This window comes from Arthrobacter sp. FW306-07-I (genome assembly GCF_021800405.1).
In the GTDB taxonomy this organism is placed as follows: domain Bacteria; phylum Actinomycetota; class Actinomycetes; order Actinomycetales; family Micrococcaceae; genus Arthrobacter.
This window is the reverse complement of record NZ_CP084550.1, coordinates 361,833-384,614: the sequence shown is the minus strand read 5'-3', so window position 1 is coordinate 384,614 and position 22,782 is coordinate 361,833. Positions and strand designations below refer to the sequence as shown.

Below are 22,782 nucleotides of genomic sequence, written 5' to 3'. Positions count from 1 at the left end.
CCATGACTGAGAACTACACGGCTCTTTATGAAGAGCACAAGAAACTGGGCGCCTCCTTCACCGACTTCGGTGGCTGGCAGATGCCGCTCAAGTACGGCTCTGAACTGGCCGAGCACCACGCCGTCCGCAAAGCCGCGGGCCTGTTCGACCTCTCCCACATGGGCGAAGTCAGGGTCACCGGCCCCGAAGCCGGCGCTTTCCTCGACTACGCCCTGGTGGGCAAGTTGTCCGCCATCGCGGATGGCAAGGCCAAGTACTCGCTGATCTGCAACGAGGACGGCGGCATCATCGACGACCTCATCACCTACCGTTTTGGCGACGAAAAGTACCTGGTGGTGCCCAACGCCGGCAACGCCCCCACCGTGGCGGCCGCCCTCGCCGAGCGGGCAGCCAACTTCGACGTGAAGGTGGAGGACGCTTCCGCGGCCACCTCCCTCGTCGCAGTCCAGGGACCCAAGGCCGAGGCGATCCTGCTCAAGCTCACGGATGAATCCCAGCACGCCCTGGTCACCGACCTGAAGTACTACGCCTTCAATGAGCTGACCATCGCAGGCCAGGACGTCATCCTTGCCCGCACCGGGTACACCGGCGAAGACGGCTTTGAGCTCTTCCTGCCGAATGAAGGCGCCGCTTCCCTGTGGGAGTCCGTGGCCCAGGCCGGCGAAGAGTTTGGCATCATTCCGTGCGGCCTCGCATCGCGCGACTCACTCCGCCTTGAGGCCGGCATGCCGCTGTACGGCAACGAGCTGTCGCTTGAGCGTTCACCGTTCGACGCCGGCCTTGGCCCCGTAGTTGCGCTCAAGTCCAAGGAAGGCGACTTCGTCGGCCGGGCTGCACTCGAGGCGGCCAAGGAGTCCGGTTCCAAGCGCAAGCTCGTCGGCCTGAAGGGCCTAGGCCGGCGCGCCGGCCGGGGTGGCTACCCGGTCCTCAAGGACGGCAACGTGGTGGGCGAAGTGACCTCCGGCCAGCCCAGCCCGACCCTTGGCTACCCTGTTGCACTTGCCTACGTCGACGTCCAGCACGCCGGGCTGGGCACCGCGCTGGACGTGGACCTCAGGGGAAAGGCCGAGCCCTTCGAAGTTGTTGCCCTGCCGTTCTACAAGCGCCAAAAGTAGCTTCGGCGCTTCCCACTCTTGAACACCAAATTTAAGGAAAAAAACCATGGCTAAAGTTGCCGCTGAACTGAAGTACTCCGCCGAACACGAATGGATCGCCGCTGACGGCTCCGGCCCGTCCGTGGTTGGTGTGTCCGCTGTTGCCGCCGAAGCACTGGGCGACATTGTCTACGTGGACCTGCCCGAGGTTGGCTCCACGGTGACCGCAGGTGAGACCTGTGGCGAAATCGAGTCCACCAAGTCCGTTTCAGACCTGTACTCCCCCGTTACGGGCGAGGTCACGGAAGTCAACGACGACGTCGTCAGCGACCCCGCCGTGATCAACAACGACCCGTACGGCGCCGGCTGGCTCTTCAAGGTCACCGTCACCGAAGAGGGCCCGCTGTTGTCCGCAGAGGAATACGCCGAAGCAAACGGCGGCGAACTGTGAGCGCGGCCGCTGACACCGCAGTGTTCGAGCAGGTAGTCTCCCCGAGCCTCAACGCGGACCTTTCCGGGTTGGACCCGGAGGTCGCAGCCAAGATCGACGACGAACTGGGCCGCCAGCGCGACGGCCTGGAGATGATCGCGTCGGAAAACCACACCGCCGTGGCCGTGATGCAGGCACAGGGTTCCGTGCTGACCAACAAATACGCCGAGGGCTACCCGGGCAAGCGCTACTACGGCGGCTGCGAGCACGTGGACGTCATCGAGCAGCTGGCGATCGACCGGGTGAAGGCCCTGTTCGGTGCTGACTACGCCAACGTCCAGCCACACTCCGGGGCCCAGGCCAATGCCTCGGTGATGCACGCGCTGATCAAGCCCGGCGACACCATCATGGGCCTGAACCTGGCCCACGGCGGCCACCTGACCCACGGCATGCGGATCAACTTCTCCGGCAAGCTCTACAACGTGGTTCCGTACCAGGTCCGCGAAGACACCCACACCATTGACATGGCAGAGGTGGAGCGGCTTGCGCTGGAAACCAAGCCGCAGCTCATCGTTGCCGGCTGGTCGGCCTACGCCCGCCAGCTGGACTTCGCGGAGTTCCGCCGGATCGCCGACCTCGTGGGTGCCTACCTCATGGTGGACATGGCGCACTTCGCCGGCCTGGTGGCAGCCGGACTGCACCCGAGCCCGGTCCCGCACGCCCACGTGGTTACCTCCACCACGCACAAGACCCTCGCCGGTCCGCGCGGCGGCATCATCCTCTCCAACGACGCCGACATCGCCAAGAAGATCAACTCGGCTGTGTTCCCCGGCCAGCAGGGTGGCCCACTTGAGCACGTCATTGCCGGCAAGGCCGTGGCCTTCAAGATCGCAGCGTCCCCCGAGTTCAAGGAGCGGCAGGAGCGCGTCCTTGCCGGTGCCCGGATCCTGGCCGAGCGCCTGGTCCAGCCGGACGTCACCGCAAAGGGCATCAGTGTGGTGTCCGGCGGCACCGACGTGCACCTGGTCCTGGTTGACCTGCGCAACTGCGAACTCGACGGCCAGCAGGCAGAAGACCGGCTCGCCGCGATCGACATCACCGTCAACCGCAACGCCGTGCCGTTCGACCCGCGTCCCCCGATGGTCACCTCGGGCCTTCGCATCGGCACCCCTGCCTTGGCCACCCGTGGCTTCGGAGAGGACGCCTTCCGCGAGGTTGCGGACATCATCGCCGAGGCATTGATCGCCGACGCCGACGCGGACCTTTCCAGCCTGCGTCACCGCGTCGAGGCCTTGGCTGCAGCGCACCCGCTCTACCCGTCAATCACCAACCTCGCCTGAGTGCTTCACCTTGGTTGCGTCCGCGTCGGCGGACCGGACATTTTCACGCCTGCTGCTCGTTCCTCGCTTTGACGCAGGCTTTCGAAAAGTCCGGCTCCGCCGACGCTCGCGGGGTCCGTCTAGGTGGGCGGCCTTGACGACTGGGCGGATTCCGGAGACGTGCTCCCCACCGTCCCCCTAACCTCGCAAGCTCGGCCAGGGAACCCGGACGGCGTGGGCCCCGGGCACGCGGAGGAATTCGGTCACCGGCCCACCACCCCAACCACTGTTTTAGTTAGGAATCCCCGTCATGGCTGTTGGCGTTTTTGATTTGTTTTCGATCGGGATTGGTCCGTCCTCGTCGCATACTGTGGGGCCGATGCGGGCTGCTGCTGTGTTCGCGGAGGAGCTCAAAAGCCTTGGAGTCTTGGCTGACGTGGCGTCGTTGCGGGTGGATTTGTATGGTTCGCTGGCGGCAACGGGGCATGGGCACGGGACGATGACCGCGGTGTTGTTGGGGTTGGAGGGGTTCCATCCTGAGTTGATCCTGCCCGTGGAGGTGGAGGAGCGGCTGGCCTCGATCGCGGAGACCGGGACCTTGAACCTGGCCGGTGCCGTGCCGCTGCGGTACGGGGTGGAGGATATGGTGCTCCGGCCGTTGACGGTGCTGCCCCGGCACACGAACGGGATGACGTTCACCGTGGCCGATGAGGCCGGGGAGGTGCTGCACGCGGCGACGTTCTTCTCGGTCGGTGGCGGGTTCATCGTCCGCGAGGGCGAGGAGGACGCCGCGCAGCAGGAACTGGACGCGTCCAAACAGGAGTTGCCGTTGCCGTTCCGGACCGCCGCGGAACTGCTGGAACACTGCCGGAACACCGGGCTGGGCATCGCGGACGTGATGCTGGTCAACGAAAAGGCCGCCCGGTCCGAGGAGGAGATCCGGGCTGGTTTGCTGCACATCTGGTCCGTCATGGCCGACTGCGTGGCCACGTCCCTGAAGCGGGAGGGGGTGCTGCCGGGCGGGTTGAAGGTCCGCCGCCGCGCCCCGGACTGGTACGAGAGGCTGAAGAAGGAATGCGCGCGCCCCGGCGATGACAACCAGCACCTGGGTTTCCGGGACTGGGACTTCCACGACCCGCGGTATTGGCAGGAGTGGGTTAATTTGGTGGCGTTGGCGGTGAACGAGGAGAACGCCTCGGGCGGACGGGTGGTCACCGCGCCCACGAACGGGGCGGCCGGGATCATCCCCGCGGTGCTGTACTACGCGCTCCACTTCGCCCCCGGCATGGACCAGGCCACGAAGGAAGACTGGGAGGATGTGGTGGTGCGGTTCCTGCTCGCCGCCGGCGCCGTCGGGGTGCTGTACAAGGAACAGGCCTCGATCTCCGGGGCCGAGGTCGGCTGCCAGGGTGAGGTCGGGTCCGCGTCCTCGATGGCCGCGGCCGGTTTGGCCGAGGTCATGGGCGGCACCCCGGCGCAGGTGGAAAACGCCGCCGAGATCGCGATGGAACACAACCTGGGCCTGACCTGTGACCCGATCGGCGGGCTGGTCCAGGTCCCCTGCATCGAACGGAACGCGATCGCCGCCGCCAAAGCGATCAACGCCGCGAAAATGGCCCTCTGGGGCGACGGCACCCACCGGGTCTCCCTCGACGAAGTCATCATCACCATGCGCGAAACCGGCAAAGACATGTCCTCCAAATACAAGGAAACCGCCATGGGCGGCCTCGCCGTCAACGTCGTCGAATGCTGACGCCCGGCCGACTTCCAATCCCCCAAGCAAACAAAGGAAAACGATCATGACTTTGGCACCTGAAGGCCGGAAGATGCTGCGGATCGAGCAGCGCAACGCTGCGGTCCCGGTAGAGCGCAAACCGGAATGGATCAAGGCCAAGGTCCAAATGGGCCCGGAGTTCGTGGGCCTGAAGAACCTGGTGAAAAAGGAAGGCCTGCACACCGTCTGCGAAGAAGCCGGCTGCCCCAACATCTTCGAATGCTGGGAAGACAAGGAAGCCACCTTCCTGATCGGCGGTTCCGAATGCACCCGCCGCTGCGACTTCTGCCAGATCGACACCGGCAAACCCTCACCCCTGGACCGGTTCGAACCCACCAAGGTGGCCCGCTCCGTCCAGTCCATGCAGCTCCGCTACGCCACCGTCACCGGCGTGGCACGCGACGACCTCGAAGACGAAGGCGTGTGGCTCTACGCCGAAACCGTCCGCAAGATCCACGAACTGAACCCCGGCACCGGCGTCGAACTGCTCATCCCGGACTTCTCGGGCAACCCCGAGCACATCAAAGCGATCTGCGAGTCCAAACCCGAAGTCTTCGCCCACAACGTCGAAACCGTGCCCCGGATCTTCAAACGGATCCGGCCCGCGTTCCGCTACGACCGCTCCCTGGACGTCATCACCCAGGGCCGGGCCCATGGGATGGTCACCAAATCCAACCTCATCCTGGGCATGGGCGAAACCCGCGAGGAAATCTCCGAAGCCCTCCGCGACCTCCACGCAGCAGGGTGCGACCTGATCACCATCACCCAGTACCTGCGCCCCTCCGAACGGCACCTGCCCGTGGACCGCTGGGTCAAACCCCAGGAATTCGTCGACCTCCAGCACGAAGCCGAAGAAATCGGCTTCCTCGGCGTCATGTCCGGCCCCCTGGTCCGCTCCTCCTACCGCGCCGGCCGCCTCTGGGCCACCGCCATGCGCAAAAAAGGCCGCGACATCCCCGCCGAACTCGCCCACATCGCCGACGGCATCCAGGACTCCGGCACCACCCGCCAGGAAGCCGCCACCCTCCTGGCGGGCTAGCAGCCCGCGTCAGCTGTTGCCGCGCACCACCGGGATGCTCGCCGTCGGCAGTCCGCTGGGAAAGACCGTTGGCTCCGGCTCCACGGCCGGTTCAAGCGGCACCTGCACAGGCGTACCGCCCACCGTGAAGTGCTGGCCGCGGACATCTACCTCCAGCGGCTCACCCTCCTGCACCGTGAGCGTGATGGAACCGGCGGCAAGCTGGACCAGCAGCAGGCGGCCGCGGATCTTCAGGTGGAAGGCCAACCCGTCCCATTCGGCGGGCAGGCGTGGATCGAAGTAGGGCACCGGGCCCTGGTCGCGCATGCCGGCGAACCCGCACACCAGCGAACTCCACACTCCCCCGGTGGAGGCGATGTGCACGCCGTCGATGGTGTTGCCGTGGGTGTCGTCCAGGTCGATGAACGCGGCGTTGGTGAAGTGCTCCAGCGCTTCCTTCGAATAGCCCACCTCCGCCGCCATGATCCCCTGCACACAGGCGGACAACGTGGAGTCGCCGGTGGTGAGCGGATCGTAGAAGTCGAAGGCACGGTGCTTTTCCTGGGCCGTGAAGTCCTGCCACTGCAGGAACATGGCCAGGACCGTGTCCGCCTGCTTCAGCACCTGGTGGCGGTAGATGACCAGAGGGTGGAAGTGCAGCAGCAACGGGTACTTGGACCGCGGAGTGGTCCAGTCCCAGGCCTCCAGGGTCATGAAGTCGTTGTCCTGCGAGTGCACCTGCATGCGCTCGTCGAACGGCAGGTTCATCCGGCTGGCCGCAGCCTCCCACAGCTGGCGCTCCTCCAGGGTGATGCCGGCGTGCTCAAGGGCAGCGGCCGCGCGAAGGTTGAAGCGGGCCATGACGTTTGTGTACAGGTTGTCGTTGACCACGGCGGTGTACTCGTCGGGGCCGGTCACGCCGTGGATGTGGAAGAGCCCGTCCTTCCCGAAGAAGCCAAGGGAGATCCACATCCGGGCGGTCTCGATCAGCAGCTCGGCGCCCATCCCGTCCCGGAAGGCGGTGTCACCGGTTGCCCAGAGGTACCTGTTGGTGGCGAAGGCGATGGCTGCGGCGATGTGGAACTGCGCGGTACCGGCAGCGTAGTAAGCGCTGGCTTCGAGCCCGTTGATGGTGCGCCACGGGAACAGGGCACCGTCCACGCTCAGCTCCTTGGCGCGGATCCTGGCTTCGGGAAGCATGCTGTGGCGGAACTCCAGGACCTGCCGGGCGCCGTCGGGATTGGTGTACGTAAGGTAGGGCAGCAGGTACACCTCCTGGTCCCAGAAGTAGTGCCCCTCGTAGCCCGATCCGGTCACGCCCTTGGCGGGGATGCCGGCAACATCGGCACGCGCGGTGGCCTGGGCCAACTGGAACAGGTTCCACCGGATGGCCTGCTGCAGCCCGGGCCGGCCGCCCTCCACCAGAATGTCCGAGGTGGCCCAGTAGCTGCGGAAGTGCGCCTCGCTCTCGGCAAAGATGTCACCCACCGGCCGCAACGCTCCTTCCGCCACCGCGGCTGCATCGATCTCCGGGTCCTGCATGCTGCGGCCGGCGGCGTAACTAACGCTTTTCTCCAGCCGGAACGGCTCATCGGCATCCACCGCAAGGACGTACCGGACGCTGCTGTCGTCCTGGTCCACCAGTGTCTCGAACGGCTGGTGCCCGGGTGACGTCCAGTGGTCCACGGCAATGCCCACGCGCTGCTTGGACTCCGCAGCCTCCCATGACAGGCGCAAGGAGCCGTCGCCGCCGTCGAGCCGCAAGGGCAGCAGCACGCGCCCCGCGTGGCGTCCGGCGCGGCGGGGATCGTGCACGGAGTGGTCTTCCACCGGCTGGTCCTGGCGGTTGATCACGGACGAGGTGACATCCAGGGAAACCTGCCGGTTCGTTGCCACCTCCAGCGAAATGCCCAGGCCGCCACGGGACGCGAATCCCACGGCCCGCCGCTCCGTGGTGGTCACCATAGCGCCGGACCGGCATTGCCAGGTGATGCGGCATTCATAGATTCCAGTGCAGAAGTCCACGGTCCGCCGGTAGTCCAGCACCTCGGACTCCGCCAGGCTGAGGCTTTCCCCGTCCACCACCACCGTGAAGTTGTTGGCGTCAGGAATGTAGAGGATGCGCTGCCCGGTCCGGGCGAAGCCAAACGCATTCTCGGCGTGCTTGATGTCCCAGATTTCGTGGAACCCATTGATGAAGCTGCCCGGCAGTTCGGCATCGGCCGCGGCACAATGCGCACCCCGGATGCCCAGGTGCCCGTTACCCAGCGCAAACAGGGTCTCAAGCGTTCCGGCGCCGTCGGTCTGGTACCGGGTTTCGACGAGCTGCCAGGGGGTATCGGGGAACCGCTCGCGGTCCTCGGTAATCAGTGCCATGGTCGGGGTCCTTTTGGCCTTGCTGTGCTGCCGGCTGGGCCGGCATGGAGTATTGGGGGGAAGTGCGGTACTGGGATTGGTGCTGCCGGGGAAGCAACGGGGTTGCCCGGGGAGGCAACGGAGGTTTAGGGGATAAGTTCCTGGAGATCGCTAACCACCAGGGTGGCACCGGCGTCCAGGAGCGTCAGCCGCCCGGCGCCCCGGTCCACCCCGATAACGGAGTGGAAGGACCCGGCATGTCCTGCCTGCACGCCGGACACGGCGTCTTCCACCACCACGCACTCGGAACTGGACAGGTCCAGCAGCTTGGCGGCGTATTCGTAGGTGGCCGGGCTTGGTTTGCCGGGCAGGCCCTGCTCCGCGGCCACCACCCCGTCCACCACGACGGCGAAGTGCCGGCTGAGTCCGGCGGCCTTCAGTACGGCAGGGGCGTTGCGGGAGGAAGAGACGACGGCGACCTTGAGTCCGCGGTCCAGTGCGGCTTGGAGGAAGCGGACAGAGCCTTCGAACGGTTCGACGCCGGCGCTCACGATGCCATTGAAGACCGCGTTCTTCCGGTTGCCCAGGCCATGGACAGTGTCGTGGGCGGGATCGTCATCCAACGGGCCCTCCGGCAGCGTGATCCCGCGTGAGGCGAGGAAGTCACGTACCCCGTCAAAGCGCGGTTTGCCGTCGATGTGGTCGAAGTAGTCGCTTTCCCGGTAACCGGAAACACCTGGCTGTGAGGCGAGGTAGCCATCGAAAAGTTCCTGCCAGGCCCGCTCATGCACGCTGGCTGTGGGCGTCAGCACCCCGTCCAGGTCGAACAGGATTGCTTTGGCGCCGGTCCAGGCGGCGGTATCAGCTGCAGTTTCTTGTGTCATCGGCGGTGCGGTGTCCTCTCGGTTTGTGGACAGCCGGCCCCGCCGGGCAGCCTGAAGGAGGTTCTGCTGCGCGGCGTGCGCGCAGCATCACTTCCTTGTCCGCCCACTGCAGGACCGATCATGGCCGTAGACGAGTGTAAGCGCTTGCAAATTTCGCTGGCAACTGTTTTTTCTTACCCTCTACTGGAGCGGATACACAGTTAGCCCAGTACGTAATGGCGGAGGAAAGCGCTGACATCCACCATCTCCGTCTTTGACATGGCGTGCCCCATCCCCGGGTAGGTCCGGGTCGTCAGCAGCGTGTTCTGTTCCAGCCACTCGGCTGTATACGCGATGGCGTCCTCGTTAATCACCAGATCAGCCTTGTCCCGCCCCCAAAAGAACGGCGGCTTCACTTCAAAGGAGTCCATGACCGAGAGGAGCTCGTTCTTGAGGACGAAGCCGGACAACCCCACAACAGCCTTGTAGTCCTCCGGATGCAGCCGCAGGAGCGTGGTTGCCATGGCCATGCCCTGGGAATAGCCCATAAGCGTGACACTGCTGTGCTGGTCCCTGACGGAACTGATCCACGCCCGCACGGAGTTCGCTGCGGAAATCACGTCGGCGAAGTCATTTGCCAGGAAGTAGTCCAGCAGGAACCAGCCCCAGTGGTCGCCGATTGGCATAGGAGCACGGAGGGCGGCGCAGGTGAACTCCTGCGGCAGGTAGTCGAAAAGGCGCACCATCCGTGCCTCGTCCGTGCCGTACCCGTGCATCATCACCAGCAAGGGAGTGCCGGAGCGCTGGCCTTCGGGCTTGGACCACACAACTGTTTCCACCGGAACAGCCTACGAGACATGCCCGCCCTAACGGCGCGGTGATTGAATCACGAATCCCCGGAAGGTAGCCTGACGCCTGACAGACAGCAGGCTTAGCTTTTGGCAGTGACGCACCACCCTTCCGTAACGCCCTACCAGCGCCGCGCAGGACGCGGCTATAAGGAGCAAGTCATGAGAATCGGCTCGTCAATCTTCCTCATCGCCCTTGGCGCCATCCTCGCCTGGGCCGTGGCTCCCGGCCTGATCCCCTTCGTGGACCAGCAGCTGGTGGGCTACATCCTCATGGCCGTGGGCGTCATCGGGCTGATCGCTTCCCTTATCCTCGCCTCACCCGGACGCAGCCGCCGCGTAAGCGAGTCCCGCTCCGTCATAGATCCAAACACCGGGGAGCGGATCACCCGCCACGAAAGCCGTGACGGCGGACTCTAACCGTCAGCGGTACCGGGGACGGGGTTCCGGGAACCCCGGGAACGGCCCCAAGTAACCCGAAGAGCCGGGCTGGACCATATGCGTCCGGCCCGGCTTTTTCGCACCCCGGCCCTGGTGCCGAGTCCAGACCCGCAGGCCCTGGCGTCCTCCCAAGCCTGGAACCGGGGAGAGGAACTCCAGCCCTTCCCACATTCGCATCTTGTTTCATGTTGGTTTCCATTGACAAACCAACACAAGCAAAGATAAAGTCAAGTAACTCAACATCAGAGTGATCCAAGTCACGACAACCACTACGCAACGGAGGGTACGTGTTCGCCGAGGAGCGCCAGCAAAAGATTGCCGAGCTTGTGGCCGGCAACGGCCGGGTCAGCGTGACCCTGCTCGCTGAGCGCTTCAGCATCACCACGGAAACTATCCGCCGTGACCTTGCCGCTCTGGAGAACGCCGGCACCGTACGGCGCGTCCACGGTGGAGCGGTGGCGGCAGACCGCTTCAGCACCACCGAGGAAAGCGTCACCGAGCGGGCCATCCAGCGGCCGGACCAAAAGGTCCGGATCGCCCAGGCCGCCCTCACACTGATCCCCCGGAACTCGCCGGCCAGCGTCCTCATGGACGGCGGCACCACCACCGAAGTGCTGGCGGACCTGCTGGCGCGGCGCACCGCCGTCGAACCTTCCGACGGAACCGGGCCGCAGCACGAACTAGTGGTTATCACCCACGCTGTGCCCATCGCCAGCAAGCTCTCCAACGTCCCCGGAGTCGCCCTGCAGATCCTGGGCGGCCGGGTCCGCGGACTTACCCAGGTGGCCGTGGGCCAGGCGACGGTGAACGCCGCTGCCCGGATCCGCCCGGACATCGCGTTCATCGGCACCAACGGCATCCATGCCACCTTTGGCGTCAGCACTCCCGATCCTGAAGAAGCAGCCGTCAAGGCAGCCTTCGTCCAGTCGGCCCGCCGCATTGTGGTGCTGGCCGACTCCTCCAAGCTGGACACGGAAACCCTTGTCCAGTTCGCCTCCTTGAAAGATCTGGACACCTTGATCACAGACAGTGAACCCGGACCTGAACTCGCGGCCGCCCTGGAAGAGGCCGGCGTCGATGTGGTGATCGCATGATCGTCACCTTCACGGCCAATCCAAGCCTCGACCGCACAGTGGCCCTCCCCGGCCCCCTGGCACGCGGCGAAGTACAGCGCGCCGTCTCCGTCCGCCAGGAGTCCGGCGGCAAGGGCGTCAACGTCTCCCGCGCCCTGGTGGCATCCGGACTCGAATCCCTGGCCGTCCTGCCAGGCGCGGACAGCGATCCCGTCCTGGCCGGCCTGCGCGAAAGTGCAGTCCCCTTCATATCCCTTCCCATCGACGAGCCGCTGCGCACCAACGTGGCGCTCACCGAGCCCGGCGGCGTGACCACAAAGATCAACGAACCCGGGCCCGTCCTTGCCGCGGACCAGCAGGAAGCCCTCATCAAGCTGCTGCTGGAAAGCTCCCGTGGCGCCAGCTGGGTAGTCCTGGCCGGCTCGCTGCCGCCCGGATTCCCGGACAACTTCTACGCAACGGTGGCCCGTCGGATCCGGGAGGCGGGCAACGGCAATGCGCCGCTGATCGCCGTCGACTCCTCCGGGACGCCCCTTGCCGCTGCCCTCACCGACGCCGGAACCCCCGACGACGGCACAGGCACCAGCGGAACAACCACGGGTTCCGGGAAACCGGACCTCCTCAAGCCCAACGCCGAGGAACTGGCGGAACTGGCCGCAGCCGCCGGTTTTGCCCCGGCATCCGGTGACGAGCTGGAAGCGGACCCGGCGGCTGCCGCCGCCGCTGCAGCCGCCGTCGTACGTTCCGGCGTAGGTGCTGTGCTGGCAACTCTCGGTTCCAAGGGAGCTGTCCTCGTAACGGCCGACGGTGCGTGGCTGGCCACGCACCCGCCGGTCGCCGCGGTCAGCACGGTAGGTGCGGGCGACTCCGCACTTGCCGGCTACCTGCTTGCCCACGGCCGGGGCGCCGCCCCCGCCGACTGCCTTCGTCAGGCGGTGGCCCATGGTGCCGCCGCTGCCTCGCTGCCCGGATCCACTGTTCCGGCAGCAGACCAAACCACCCCGGATGCCGTAACCATCACGGCCCTTCGAAAGGATTGACAGTGACCCAGCTCATCACCACGGACCTGGTCGAGCTCGACCAGAACCTGGGCAACGCCCCCGAGACGGTGATCCGGCATCTGGCAAGCAAGGTAGCTGCCACCGGACGCGCGTCGGAAGTTGACGGACTCTTCGCCGACGCCTTCGCACGCGAACAGAAGACCGCTACCGGCATCCCCGGCGGCATCGCCATCCCGCATTGCCGCTCCGCCGCCGTCACGGTGCCCACCCTGGCCATGGCACGTCTGGACCCGAAGGTTGACTTCGGTGCCAAGGACGGCCCGGCTGACCTGGTGTTCTTCATCGCCGCTCCGGACGGCGCGGACCAGGAGCACCTGAAGCTGCTCTCCAAGCTGGCCCGCTCCCTCATCAAGAAGGACTTCACCGCGGCCCTGCGCAACGCCTCCTCGCAGGCAGAAATCGTGGAACTCGTGGAAGGCGCCCTGGCCGACAAGCCAGCCGCACACGCCGCAGCCGCCCCGGTTGACGCCGTTCCGGTCGGTGCGAGCGTTGGCGCAGCGGCAGGTGCCAGTGCAGCAGGTTCTTCAGCCTCTGCAGGCGCAAGCGCCGGCAGCACTGCCACAGGCTCAACCCCTGCCCGTCCCAAGCGCCTCGTCGCCGTGACCGCCTGCCCCACCGGCATCGCCCACACCTACATGGCGGCCGACTCGCTGGTGGCAGCTGCCAAGGAAATGGGCGTCGACCTGCAGGTGGAAACCCAGGGCTCCTCCGGGGCCAAGGCATTGGACCCCGCTGTCATCGCAGCAGCTGACGCCGTGATTTTCGCGGTGGACGTGGATGTGCGCGGCAAGGAGCGCTTCGCCGGCAAGCCGGTCATCAACGCTCCGGTCAAGCGCGGCATCGACGAGCCGGACAAGATGGTCCAGGAAGCACTCGCCGCGGCAGAAAACCCCCACGCCCACCGCGTCCCCCACTTCGGTGCCGAGGAACAGGCCGAGCACGAGGCCGAGGAAAAGGGCGAGCACATCGGACAGAAGCTCAAGAAGGCCCTGCTCACCGGCGTCAGCTACATGATTCCGTTCGTTGCCGGCGGCGGCCTGTTGATTGCGCTGGGCTTCCTCCTGGGCGGCTACGACATCACCGGCGTCGCTGACAAGGTGGTGGTGCAGAACAACTTCGGCAACCTGCCCGAGGGCGGCCTACCCATCTACCTGGGCGCCGTAGCCTTCAAGATCGGCGCGCTCTCCATGGGCTTCCTGGTCCCCGCGCTGGCAGGCTACATCGCGTACGCCATCGCTGACCGGCCCGGCATCGCCCCCGGCTTCGTTGCGGGTGCCGTGTCCGGATTCATGGGTGCCGGCTTCCTGGGCGGCATCGTGGGCGGCCTGCTGGCCGGCTACGTCGCCCACCTGATCGGAACCTGGCAGGTTCCCCGCTGGCTGCGCGGCCTGATGCCTGTAGTCATCATCCCCCTGCTCGCCTCGATCGTTGCCTCCGGCCTGATGTTCCTGGTCCTCGGTGGACCCATCGCCGGACTCACCACGGCGCTCAACAACTGGCTGTCCGGCATGACCGGTGCTTCCGCCGTCGTCCTTGGAATCATCCTTGGCCTCATGATGTGCTTCGACCTGGGCGGCCCCGTCAACAAGGTTGCCTACGCGTTCGCCGTTGCCGGCCTGAGCGCCGGCAGCGCCACCAACCAGGCCCCGTGGCAGATTATGGCGACGGTGATGGCAGCGGGCATGGTTCCGCCGCTGGCCATGGCACTGGCCACGGTCCTGGACAAGAAGCTGTTCAGCCTGGCCGAACGCGAGAACGGCAAGGCAGCCTGGCTGCTGGGCGCATCCTTCATCTCCGAAGGCGCCATCCCGTTCGCCGCGGCCGATCCCCTGCGCGTCATCCCCGCCTCCATGCTGGGCGGCGCCCTTACCGGCGCACTCACCATGGCCTTCAACGTGACCTCCCAGGCCCCGCACGGCGGCATCTTCGTCTTCTTCGCCATCGGCAACCTGCTGATGTTCGTCGTCTCGATCATCGCCGGCACCATAGTCAGCGCGCTGGCGGTCGTGGGCCTCAAGCGCTGGGCAGTCAAGAAGACCGTTGATACGGTTGAACCGGTTCCCGCAACCGTCTGAGCCGGCCTAGCCACACACCTCACCGGCCGCTGAACCCTCAGCACGCCGAAAGACAAAGGAGCAAAAATGCCAGAACGCACAGCAACCGTCGCCAGCCGCGTGGGCCTGCACGCCCGCCCGGCCGCCATCTTTGCCGAGGCAGCCGGAGAGTTCGACCTGGACATCACCATCGCCCGCGAAGGCGAACCGGCTGACGAAGCCATGGACGCTGCCAGCATCCTGTCCCTCATGAGCCTGGGTGCCTCGCACGGTGACGTGGTGGTCCTCCGCGCCGAAGGTGCCGGCGCAGACGATGCGCTGGAGCGCCTGGTGCAGATTCTGGAAACGGACCACGACGCCGAGTAGCAGCAACGCTGCCCCAACGCACAAAGCCGGCGGCCGCCGTCGGGCTTCCCCAAGCGGGAACGTCCGACGGCGGCCGCCTGGCTTTAAGCGCCGGGCCCACCTTCAGCGCGCCTCACCCAAGTAGGTCGCATTTGTTGTCGTTTTGACCCTTCAAAACGACAACAAATGCGAGTCAGTTGGGAGGGGAGGGGCGTTGGGTTCGTTCGGCGAGCGCCTTCACGTCCGCCAGGAGCTTGTCCCACATGCCCTTGGAGTGCGCGGCGGCGTCCTCGGTGGGGTTGTTGTCCTGTGCCAGCGACAGGCGGGTGGCGCCGCCCAGATCCTCGAAAGTCCATTCGAGCTTGTGGTAGTTCTCGGGCTTATCCTCCTGGCCGGACAGTGGGCTGAAGTGGGTGTGGACCAGCTTCCGGCCCGGTTCGACCTTAAGGATCCGGCCTTTGTCCTGGTACGTCTTCCCGTCCCATTCGCCCTGCCACGTGATGGGACTGCCCACCTTCCAGTCCGTCTCCAGGACGGCCCCGAACATGAACTCCTTCACGGCCGCCGGGTCCGTGATCACCTCCCACACGCGCATGGGATTGGCGTTGATGGTGGTGACGGAGACTGCCACGTGGTTCCCGGCCATGGGTCAGGCCTTCTTTGCCGTGAAGAGCAGGTATTCCCATTCCATCTGGAACGGGACGTCGCCGTGGGCGTCGCCAAAGGAGTCAGCCAAATCGGTGAGGGCCTTGTCCAGCGCCTTGACCCTGTCCTGATCCTCGGCGAGCGACTTATACACCGAAATGATGGGGCCGTAGTGGGACTTGAAATACCTCACGAAGTCCGCGGGCTGGTGGAAGCTTTTGACGGCCAGGTTCTGCTTGCGGGTGCGGACATCAGTGATCCTGTCCCCCAGCAGTTCGCGGACATGGTCCTCGCTCCCCCACAACGGGGCAGGCTGCGCACCGGGCGGGGGCGGCGGCGCGAAAGGCTTCATGACCGCAAACATCTGGCCAATAAATCCTTCCGGCGTCCAGCACAGCAGCCCCAGGGAGCCGCCAGGTTTACAGACCCGAACCAGTTCGTCCGCGGCCGCCTGGTGGTGCGGTGCGAACATCACCCCGATGCAGGACATCACGGCGTCGAACTCCGCATCACCGAAAGGCAGGGCTTCCGCGTCACCTTCCTGCCAGTCCAAGGTGACACCGCGGTTCGCGGCTTCCCGCCGCCCTGCCTCGAAAAGCTCCGGGGTGAGGTCGCTGGCAACCACTTTGGCGCCCATCATCGCGGCCGGAATGGCGGCGTTGCCCGTTCCCGCCGCCACGTCCAGCACCCGCTGGCGCGGCCTAATGCCCGTGGCCTCCACCAGGACGGCGCCCAGTTCCAGGAGCATCTCGTCCGCGAGGGCCGGGTAGTCCCCTGACGCCCACATGGCCCGGTGCTTCTTTTTGAGCTCCCGGTCCGCCTCCACTGCATCGGTCTGCTGGCTCATGCCCGTGCCCCTCTACGTGTCTGGTCCAAATGGGTGACAGCACGCTGTTGGCACAGCGGAGGCTGTGATGCGACTCATTGTGGACGCGATGGAGGCAGCTGTAAAGGTGGGACTAAAGGTGGGCAGGTCAGGCGGGCTTGCGGGCCCTGGTGGTCTTGGCGGCCGGCTTGGCTGCGGTCTTCGTTCCCGTGGACTTGCTGTCTGCCGACTTGGTGCCGGTGGACTTCGACCCGGCTGTTTGGGAGGCGGCAGGCTTTGACGCGGTCGATTTGGCGGCAGTGGACTTGGTGGCTGCCGTGGACTTCGCGGACGACTTGGCGGGTTTCGCGTCATCCGTGCCGGTCTTCGCGGCCGCCGCCCTGGTGCCGGAAGCCTTGGTCCCGGAAGCCTTGGTCCCGGAAGCCTTGGTGCCGGAAGCTTTGCGGGCCGGCTTGGCTCCCTCGGCTTCCCCGTCCCCGGTGTCGGCTTCATCGGTGTCAGCTTCGTCGTCGGAACTTCCGCCGGCGGAGGCGGCCTCCCCGCCGCCGCGTTTCCGGTCCAGGCTCCGTTTGAGGGCCTCCATGAGGTCGATGACTTCGCCCTTGCCGCCCTCGCCGGCTTCCACGCCGAACGTCTCCTCCGTGTCCAGCGATTCGCCCTGTTCGAGCTTGGCGTCGATGAGCTGGCGAAGCTGCACCTGGTACTCATCGGTGAAGGAGTCAGGTTCGAAGTCGGCAGCCATGGACTCCACCAGCGCCGCGGACATGTCCCGTTCCTGCGCTGAAATCCTGATGTCGGCCTCCAGGGAAGGGAAGTTGGCCTCCCGCACCTCATCCGGCCACAGGAGGGACTGCAGCACCAGCACGTCGTCCTTGATCCGCAGGGCGCCCAGCCGGGTCTTCTCCCGCAGCGCGAACTGGACGATGGCCACCCGATCCGTGTCCTCCAGCGCCCGGCGCAGCAGCACATAGGCCTTGGGCGACTTGGAGTCCGGTTCCAGGTAGTAGCTCTTCTCGAACATCATGGGCTCAAGCTGCTCGGACGGGACGAACTGCACCACTTCAATCTCGTGGCTGTTCTCCGCGGGAATGGACTTGAGCTCATCCTTGGACAGCACCACGGTGCGGCCGTCCTCATCGAACGCCTTCTCGATGTCCGAGTAGTCCACCACCTCGCCGCACACCTCGCACCGGCGCTGGTAACGGATCCTGCCGCCATCGGCATTGTGAACCTGGTGCAGACTGATGTCATGATCCTCAGTGGCGCTGTAGACCTTCACGGGCACGTTGACCAGGCCGAACGCGATGGCACCTTTCCAGATGGCTCTCATTCCTACAGTCAACATCAGAGCGGGCCGGAGGTGAAGCCCCATGGCCGCTAGCAGGGAGCGTGTCCGGGTGGCGGGACGGGAACTGACCCTCACCAACCTGGACAAAATCATCTATCCGGAGACCGGCACCACCAAGGCGGACGTCCTGGCGTACTACGCCGCGGTGGCCCACGTCCTGATTCCTGCGGCTGCCAACCGGCCGGCCACCCGCAAGCGGTGGGTCAACGGAGTGGGCACAGCGGAGAAACCCGGCGAGGTGTTCTTCCAAAAGGAGCTGGAGGATTCGGCCCCGGGATGGCTGCCGCGAGCGGCGATCACGCACAAGGACCGGACCATCCACTACCCACTGGTCAACGACGCGGCCACCTTGACCTGGTTCGGCCAGATCAACTCGTTGGAAGTCCATGTGCCGCAGTGGCGGGTGGACTCGCACGGCAACCAGCTGAACCCGGACCGGCTCGTGCTGGACCTGGACCCGGGCGAGGGAGCCGGCCTGCAGGAGTGCCGCGAGGTGGCCCTCCTGGCGCGCACCATCCTGCAGGACGTGGGCCTGGATCCGGTGCCGGTGACCAGCGGCAGCAAGGGCATCCACCTTTACGCAGCCCTGGACGGGAGCCAGACCTCCGAGCAGATCTCCGCGTTCGCACGGGAACTTGCCCGCGCACTCGAGGCCGACCACCCCGACCTCGCCGTCAGCGACATGAAGAAGTCCCTCCGCAAGGGCAAGGTGCTGGTGGACTGGAGCCAGAACAACGCTGCGAAAACCACCATCGTCCCGTACTCACTCCGGGGCCGGCCGACCCCATTGGTGGCTGCACCCCGGACGTGGGGGGAGATCGACTCGCCCAACCTGAAGCACCTGGACTACCAGGAGGTACTGCGAAGGGTGCGGGACGGCAAGGACCCATTCGCCGCCGTCGTCAACGCTGCAGGTGGTGGGGATGGAGCCGGAGCGCCCAGCGATGACGCCGCCCGGGAGGAAGCGCACGACGGCGATCCGCGCCTAAGCAAGTACCGCTCCATGCGCGATCCCAAGGCCACGCCCGAGCCGTTCGCCGGCCTCCCCGCCGCCGGCAACAGCTTTGTCATCCAGGAACACCACGCCAGCCGGCTGCACTGGGATCTGCGGTTGGAGCATGAGGGCGTCCTGGCCTCCTGGGCCCTGCCAAAGGGCGTTCCCGAGTCCGGCGGGAAGAACCATCTGGCGGTCCAAACCGAGGACCACCCCATGGACTACCTCACCTTCCACGGGACCATCCCGAAGGGAGAGTACGGCGCGGGTGTCATGACCATTTGGGACACCGGCACCTACGAACTGCATAAGTGGATCAACGGCAGGGAAGTCATCGCCACGCTGACCGGCTCCGAAGGCGGCGGGCTGGGCGGCACCAGGAAAATCGCGCTGATCCACACCGGACGGGGCCAGGGCAAGGACGCTGAAAGCCAGTGGCTCATCCACCTCATGGACCAGGAGCAGGCAGGCGGACGACGGCGGCATGCGGCTCCGGAGGCGCAGGCTCAATCCGCTTCAGCGTCCCGGGCGGCGCAAGCGGAGGAGCAGGAAGAGGACGACGGCGGCGCGGTGCCTGGGCAGGAAGCCGAGCCCAAGGCGTCGGCCGGGTCCGCCGCCGGTACCGTTGCGGACCCTCTGGAATACCAACCCATGATGGCGACGTCCGGCACTACGGCCGACCTGCAGGGCAGCTCATGGCAGTACGAACTCAAGTGGGACGGCGTTCGGGCCATCCTGGTGGCCGACAGGGAAACGGTGCGCATCTTCTCGCGCAACGGCAACGATGTGAGCCGCACCTATCCCGAGTTCACGGACCGGTCCTGCTGGCCGGATCAACCGTTCGTGGCGGACGGTGAGATCATCGCCGTCGGCCCCGGTGGGCGGCCGGACTTTGGCCTCCTGCAGGGCCGGATGAAGCTCACCCGGGCCGCCGACGTCGCCAGGGCCCGCACCGCGATTCCAGTCCAGTTGATGCTGTTCGACCTCCTTTTCGACGGCGGCAAGGATCTCCGCCGCCTGCCGCTCAGCAAACGCCGGCAGCGGCTCGAGGAGTTTTTTGAGCCGTCCGACTGCCCGGTGGACCTGTCCATGGTGCTGGCGGAGTCCGTTGAAATCCTCATGGAAAGCGCGCAGGAGCTTGGCCTTGAGGGTGTGATGGCCAAGAGGACCGACAGCCGCTACGTCAGCGGCCAGCGGACCCGGACCTGGATCAAACTCAAGACCGAACAAACCCAGGAAGTGGTGGTGGGAGGCTGGCGTCCGGGAAAGGGAGGCCGCCAGGAGACTGTTGGATCACTGCTGGTGGGCATTCCCGATGGCGACAAGCTGCAGTACGTGGGCCGCGTTGGCTCCGGCTTCAGCACCCGCGAGCTCACAGAACTGCGGCAGACCGTGGAGCGGCTGGGCCGGAAGAGCTCACCGTTCCACGAGGTCCCCCGCCCCGACGCGGCCGACGCCCACTGGGTGGCACCGGAACTGGTGGGCGAAGTGACCTACAGCGAATGGACTGGACCTGGACGGCTGCGGCATCCGCGGTGGCGGGGCTGGCGTGTGGACAAGGACCCGGCGGACGTGGTCCGGGAAAGCTGACAGCAGGGTTTTCGACGCGGACGTGGACCCGCGACGCGCAAATTACCTGGCGCGCTCATATTCTGAGGGCGCCAGGTAATTTCAGTGTCGACACGGCCGGTGCGCGTCGCCATGCTGCATCCAAACGCTCGTTGGCAGCTGCGACGTACCCCAGTACCTATGAGGAGTGCGGCATCTGCGGGCGGCCGGTGCGGTGGACCGCCGTCACGGCTGCTTCGTGCCCGATCCGGCCATGTCCGGAAGCGCGGTCCTTGGGATGGCGCCGCTTCCCCAGGCCATCCGGCCATCCGCCCTGCTGCGGCAACTGAACGCCGCCGACTGCTGCGGGGCCCGGGGCTACCGGCACATCCATAGCCGCCGCTAGGTGGTCCGCGACCTCGGGCTTGATGTGGAACTGGTTGGACTCTTCACCCATTGTGGTTCTTCCCTTCTTCCCTCGTTCTTCCTTGAAACGGAACGCCAACGAAAACGCCCGGGCGCGCGCAGGTTACTGCCCGGAAAGAAGTGTGTTCATCGCTCTACCATAGGCACCCCCGAGGCGCCTGTGAACCCCCTCCGAGTACGGTGGCCGCAGTCACTTTCCCGGCTGCAACCGCCGCAAAACCGGCGCCGGAAGGAGCCAAAAACAAAAATTTTCGGTAACGATGCCGTTGATCAGCCTGCTTCCCAGTAACGACGCGGGAAAAGCCGGGGAAAAATATCCAGGATGGAACCGGTTCCGGGGGCCTAAACGGCCGTATCCTAGGCCATTTGGCGAGCCGACGATACCGATCTCCCGTAAAATTGAAGGCCTGCCCAGAGCGGGGCAGCTACAAGTCGCAAGCAAATGACCTCCACAGGAGTTGCCCAAATGCCCACAGACCGAAGCAGGACCGACTCTTTCGCAGGCGCCACAAACGCCGGCGGAACCTACCCCGCAGCCGCCACGGCTGCCAAGAAGCCCAGGCTGCTCCCACGCCGCCGGCTCAAGGAATCCGATGTCAACGTGGTTGACCAGCCGATGCTTAAAAAGGCACTCGGCGGAACCATCGTGGGCAACACCATGGAATGGTACGACGTAGGTGTCTTTGGCTACCTCATCACCACCATGGGCCCGGTGTTCCTTCCCGAGTCGGATCCCACCACGCAGACGCTGTTCCTGCTGGGAACCTTTGCCGCCACCTTCATCGCCCGTCCTTTGGGCGGCGTCATCTTCGGTTGGCTGGGCGACAAGATGGGCCGCCAAAAGATCCTGGCCACCACGCTGATGATCATGGCAGCGAGCACCTTCGCCGTCGGCCTCCTGCCCGGGTACGCCCAGATCGGCCTGTGGGCAGCTGCACTGCTGGTGCTCCTTAAGGTCATCCAGGGCTTCTCCACCGGCGGCGAGTACGCCGGTGCCACCACTTTCGTCAGCGAGTACGCCGCAGACAAGCGCCGCGGCTTCTTTGCCAGCTTCCTGGACCTGGGCAGCTACCTGGGCTTCGCCATCGGCGCCGCCCTTGTGTCCGTCCTGCAGCTGACCCTGGGCCAGGACACCATGGAGGACTGGGGATGGCGCATCCCGTTCCTGGTGGCCGGCCCGCTGGGCCTCATCGCCGTCTACTTCCGGAGCAAGATCGAGGAATCGCCGCAGTTCCAGGCCACCCTTGACGCCCAGGAAGAGCACGCCAAGAACGCGTCCGCTGGTGAGACCGCCCAGGCCAAGGGACCTGTGGGAATCGTCAAGGCCTACTGGCGCCCCATCATTGTCGCCATGGTTGTGGTGGCCGCCGCCAACACTGCCGGTTACGCACTGACGTCCTACATGCCCACGTACCTGACTGAATCCAAGGGCTACGACGAGGTGCACGGCACGCTGCTGACGATTCCCGTGCTGGTCATCATGAGCCTCTGCATCCCGCTGACGGGCAAGTTGTCCGACCGGATCGGCCGCCGTCCCGTGCTCTGGATCGGCGCCGTGAGCACCATCGTCCTGGCCATCCCGGCCTTCCTGCTGATCGGCATCGGACAGATCTGGTCCACCCTCGCCGGGCTGACCCTGGTTGCCTTCCCCGTGACGTTCTACGTGGCCAACCTGGCCTCCGCCCTGCCGGCCCAGTTCCCCACGTCCAGCCGCTACGGCGCCATGGGGATCGCCTACAACTTCGCCGTGGCCATCTTCGGCGGCACCACCCCCTTCATCGTGGCCGCGCTGATCGGCGCCACCGGCAACGACATGATGCCCGCCTACTACCTGATGGCCACCTCCCTGGTAGGTGCCATTGCCATCTACTTCCTCAAGGAATCGGCAAACCGTCCCCTCCCCGGATCGATGCCGAGCGTTGACTCCGCGGCGGAGGCAAAGGAACTGGTGGCAACCCAGGACGAAAACCCGCTCATCAACCTGGACGAACTGCCGTTCGACACCCACGACGGCAACGATCCCCAGGCACACCGCGGGGTTCCGGCCGGCGCCTAGTTCCAGCTGGACACAGTTCCATCGGGACACAGTTCCAGCCGGGCTTAGTTCCAGCCGTCCGCCGGGCGCTCTTGTAGCCCACGCTCACGGGCCCGTCCCGCGTGCCTCCTTGGGGGAAGCACGGGGGACGGGCCTTTGCGTGCCTGCCGGATGTCAGAATATGACCGCCCTCAATGGAACTCTGCCCGAGGCCGGTGATACGTTCCGAAGGGCACAGCGGCTGCGACAGGCCACGAATGGCGCCACAACAAAACAGGACAGGTC

The 22,782-nt window shown here is 65.8% G+C and carries 19 protein-coding genes; 12 read left to right on the top strand and 7 right to left on the bottom strand.

Features of this window, described 5'->3' with window-relative positions; all coding sequences use genetic code 11:
* Positions 1 to 2: 2 nt before the first annotated feature.
* The 5 genes from gcvT to lipA all read left to right on the top strand — a co-directional run bounded on the left by gcvT (position 3) and on the right by lipA (position 5,656).
* The gene (gene gcvT, locus LFT46_RS01865) at positions 3 to 1,115 is read left to right on the top strand and encodes a glycine cleavage system aminomethyltransferase GcvT (protein ID WP_236821124.1); all 1,113 of its coding nucleotides are present in this window, start codon (positions 3 to 5) and stop codon (positions 1,113 to 1,115) included.
* A gap of 46 nt (positions 1,116 to 1,161) precedes the next feature.
* The gene (gene gcvH, locus LFT46_RS01860; RefSeq protein WP_141158408.1) at positions 1,162 to 1,545 is read left to right on the top strand and encodes a glycine cleavage system protein GcvH; all 384 of its coding nucleotides are present in this window, start codon (positions 1,162 to 1,164) and stop codon (positions 1,543 to 1,545) included.
* Positions 1,542 to 2,864, top strand: coding sequence for a serine hydroxymethyltransferase (gene glyA / locus LFT46_RS01855; protein WP_272910820.1), 1,323 nt, complete (start codon positions 1,542 to 1,544; stop codon positions 2,862 to 2,864). The genes gcvH and glyA overlap by 4 nt, the downstream gene beginning before the upstream one ends.
* Positions 2,865 to 3,153: 289 nt before the next feature.
* Positions 3,154 to 4,596 carry an L-serine ammonia-lyase gene (locus tag LFT46_RS01850; protein ID WP_236821123.1) on the top strand — a complete coding sequence of 481 codons (1,443 nt, stop codon included), beginning with the start codon at positions 3,154 to 3,156 and terminating at the stop codon, positions 4,594 to 4,596.
* Between the two features lie 46 nt (positions 4,597 to 4,642).
* Complete coding sequence (gene lipA / locus LFT46_RS01845) at positions 4,643 to 5,656, top strand: lipoyl synthase (RefSeq protein WP_236821122.1); 1,014 nt, start codon at positions 4,643 to 4,645, stop codon at positions 5,654 to 5,656.
* Positions 5,657 to 5,665: 9 nt separating this feature from the next.
* Here lipA and LFT46_RS01840 read toward each other — a convergent pair whose 3' ends face one another.
* The 3 genes from LFT46_RS01840 to LFT46_RS01830 all read right to left on the bottom strand — a co-directional run bounded on the left by LFT46_RS01840 (position 5,666) and on the right by LFT46_RS01830 (position 9,692).
* A complete protein-coding gene (locus LFT46_RS01840; RefSeq protein WP_236821121.1) occupies positions 5,666 to 8,011 on the bottom strand; it encodes a glycoside hydrolase family 65 protein in 2,346 nt (781 codons plus the stop codon).
* Positions 8,012 to 8,136: 125 nt separating this feature from the next.
* Positions 8,137 to 8,874: an HAD family hydrolase gene (locus LFT46_RS01835; RefSeq protein WP_236821120.1), complete on the bottom strand. Its 738-nt coding sequence runs from the start codon at positions 8,872 to 8,874 to the stop codon at positions 8,137 to 8,139.
* A gap of 200 nt (positions 8,875 to 9,074) precedes the next feature.
* Positions 9,075 to 9,692 (bottom strand): alpha/beta hydrolase, encoded by a 618-nt coding sequence (locus LFT46_RS01830; RefSeq protein WP_236800777.1) that lies wholly within the window; start codon positions 9,690 to 9,692, stop codon positions 9,075 to 9,077.
* 171 nt (positions 9,693 to 9,863) lie between these two features.
* Between LFT46_RS01830 and LFT46_RS01825 the strand changes: the two genes are divergently transcribed.
* The 5 genes from LFT46_RS01825 to LFT46_RS01805 all read left to right on the top strand — a co-directional run bounded on the left by LFT46_RS01825 (position 9,864) and on the right by LFT46_RS01805 (position 14,696).
* The gene (locus tag LFT46_RS01825) at positions 9,864 to 10,121 is read left to right on the top strand and encodes a DUF6458 family protein (RefSeq protein ID WP_236800775.1); all 258 of its coding nucleotides are present in this window, start codon (positions 9,864 to 9,866) and stop codon (positions 10,119 to 10,121) included.
* Positions 10,122 to 10,429: 308 nt separating this feature from the next.
* Positions 10,430 to 11,236: a DeoR/GlpR family DNA-binding transcription regulator gene (locus tag LFT46_RS01820; protein WP_236821119.1), complete on the top strand. Its 807-nt coding sequence runs from the start codon at positions 10,430 to 10,432 to the stop codon at positions 11,234 to 11,236.
* Positions 11,233 to 12,255, top strand: a complete 1,023-nt coding sequence (locus LFT46_RS01815) for a 1-phosphofructokinase family hexose kinase (RefSeq protein ID WP_236800772.1) — start codon at positions 11,233 to 11,235, stop codon at positions 12,253 to 12,255. The genes LFT46_RS01820 and LFT46_RS01815 overlap by 4 nt, the downstream gene beginning before the upstream one ends.
* A gap of 2 nt (positions 12,256 to 12,257) precedes the next feature.
* Positions 12,258 to 14,351 (top strand): PTS fructose transporter subunit IIABC, encoded by a 2,094-nt coding sequence (locus LFT46_RS01810; protein WP_236821118.1) that lies wholly within the window; start codon positions 12,258 to 12,260, stop codon positions 14,349 to 14,351.
* Positions 14,352 to 14,417: 66 nt separating this feature from the next.
* On the top strand, positions 14,418 to 14,696 hold the full coding sequence (locus LFT46_RS01805; RefSeq protein ID WP_015935750.1) for an HPr family phosphocarrier protein: 279 nt from the start codon (positions 14,418 to 14,420) through the stop codon (positions 14,694 to 14,696).
* Positions 14,697 to 14,868: 172 nt separating this feature from the next.
* On the opposite strand, the gene LFT46_RS01800 is transcribed toward LFT46_RS01805, so the two are convergent.
* The 3 genes from LFT46_RS01800 to ku all read right to left on the bottom strand — a co-directional run bounded on the left by LFT46_RS01800 (position 14,869) and on the right by ku (position 17,476).
* Complete coding sequence (locus LFT46_RS01800) at positions 14,869 to 15,321, bottom strand: SRPBCC domain-containing protein (protein WP_236821117.1); 453 nt, start codon at positions 15,319 to 15,321, stop codon at positions 14,869 to 14,871.
* A gap of 3 nt (positions 15,322 to 15,324) precedes the next feature.
* Complete coding sequence (locus LFT46_RS01795) at positions 15,325 to 16,167, bottom strand: class I SAM-dependent methyltransferase (protein ID WP_236800769.1); 843 nt, start codon at positions 16,165 to 16,167, stop codon at positions 15,325 to 15,327.
* Positions 16,168 to 16,294: 127 nt separating this feature from the next.
* Positions 16,295 to 17,476, bottom strand: coding sequence for a non-homologous end joining protein Ku (ku, locus tag LFT46_RS01790; RefSeq protein WP_236821116.1), 1,182 nt, complete (start codon positions 17,474 to 17,476; stop codon positions 16,295 to 16,297).
* A 40-nt stretch (positions 17,477 to 17,516) separates the two neighbouring features.
* On the opposite strand from ku, the gene LFT46_RS01785 reads away from it, so the two are divergent.
* Positions 17,517 to 20,078 carry an ATP-dependent DNA ligase gene (locus tag LFT46_RS01785; protein WP_236821115.1) on the top strand — a complete coding sequence of 854 codons (2,562 nt, stop codon included), beginning with the start codon at positions 17,517 to 17,519 and terminating at the stop codon, positions 20,076 to 20,078.
* A 157-nt stretch (positions 20,079 to 20,235) separates the two neighbouring features.
* Here the strand turns inward: LFT46_RS01785 and LFT46_RS01780 are convergent, their stop codons facing one another.
* Positions 20,236 to 20,493, bottom strand: coding sequence for a hypothetical protein (locus tag LFT46_RS01780; protein WP_236821114.1), 258 nt, complete (start codon positions 20,491 to 20,493; stop codon positions 20,236 to 20,238).
* Positions 20,494 to 20,928: 435 nt separating this feature from the next.
* Here LFT46_RS01780 and LFT46_RS01775 point away from each other — a divergent pair, with 435 nt between their 5' ends.
* Positions 20,929 to 22,518: an MFS transporter gene (locus LFT46_RS01775; RefSeq protein WP_236800764.1), complete on the top strand. Its 1,590-nt coding sequence runs from the start codon at positions 20,929 to 20,931 to the stop codon at positions 22,516 to 22,518.
* Positions 22,519 to 22,782: the final 264 nt, after the last annotated feature.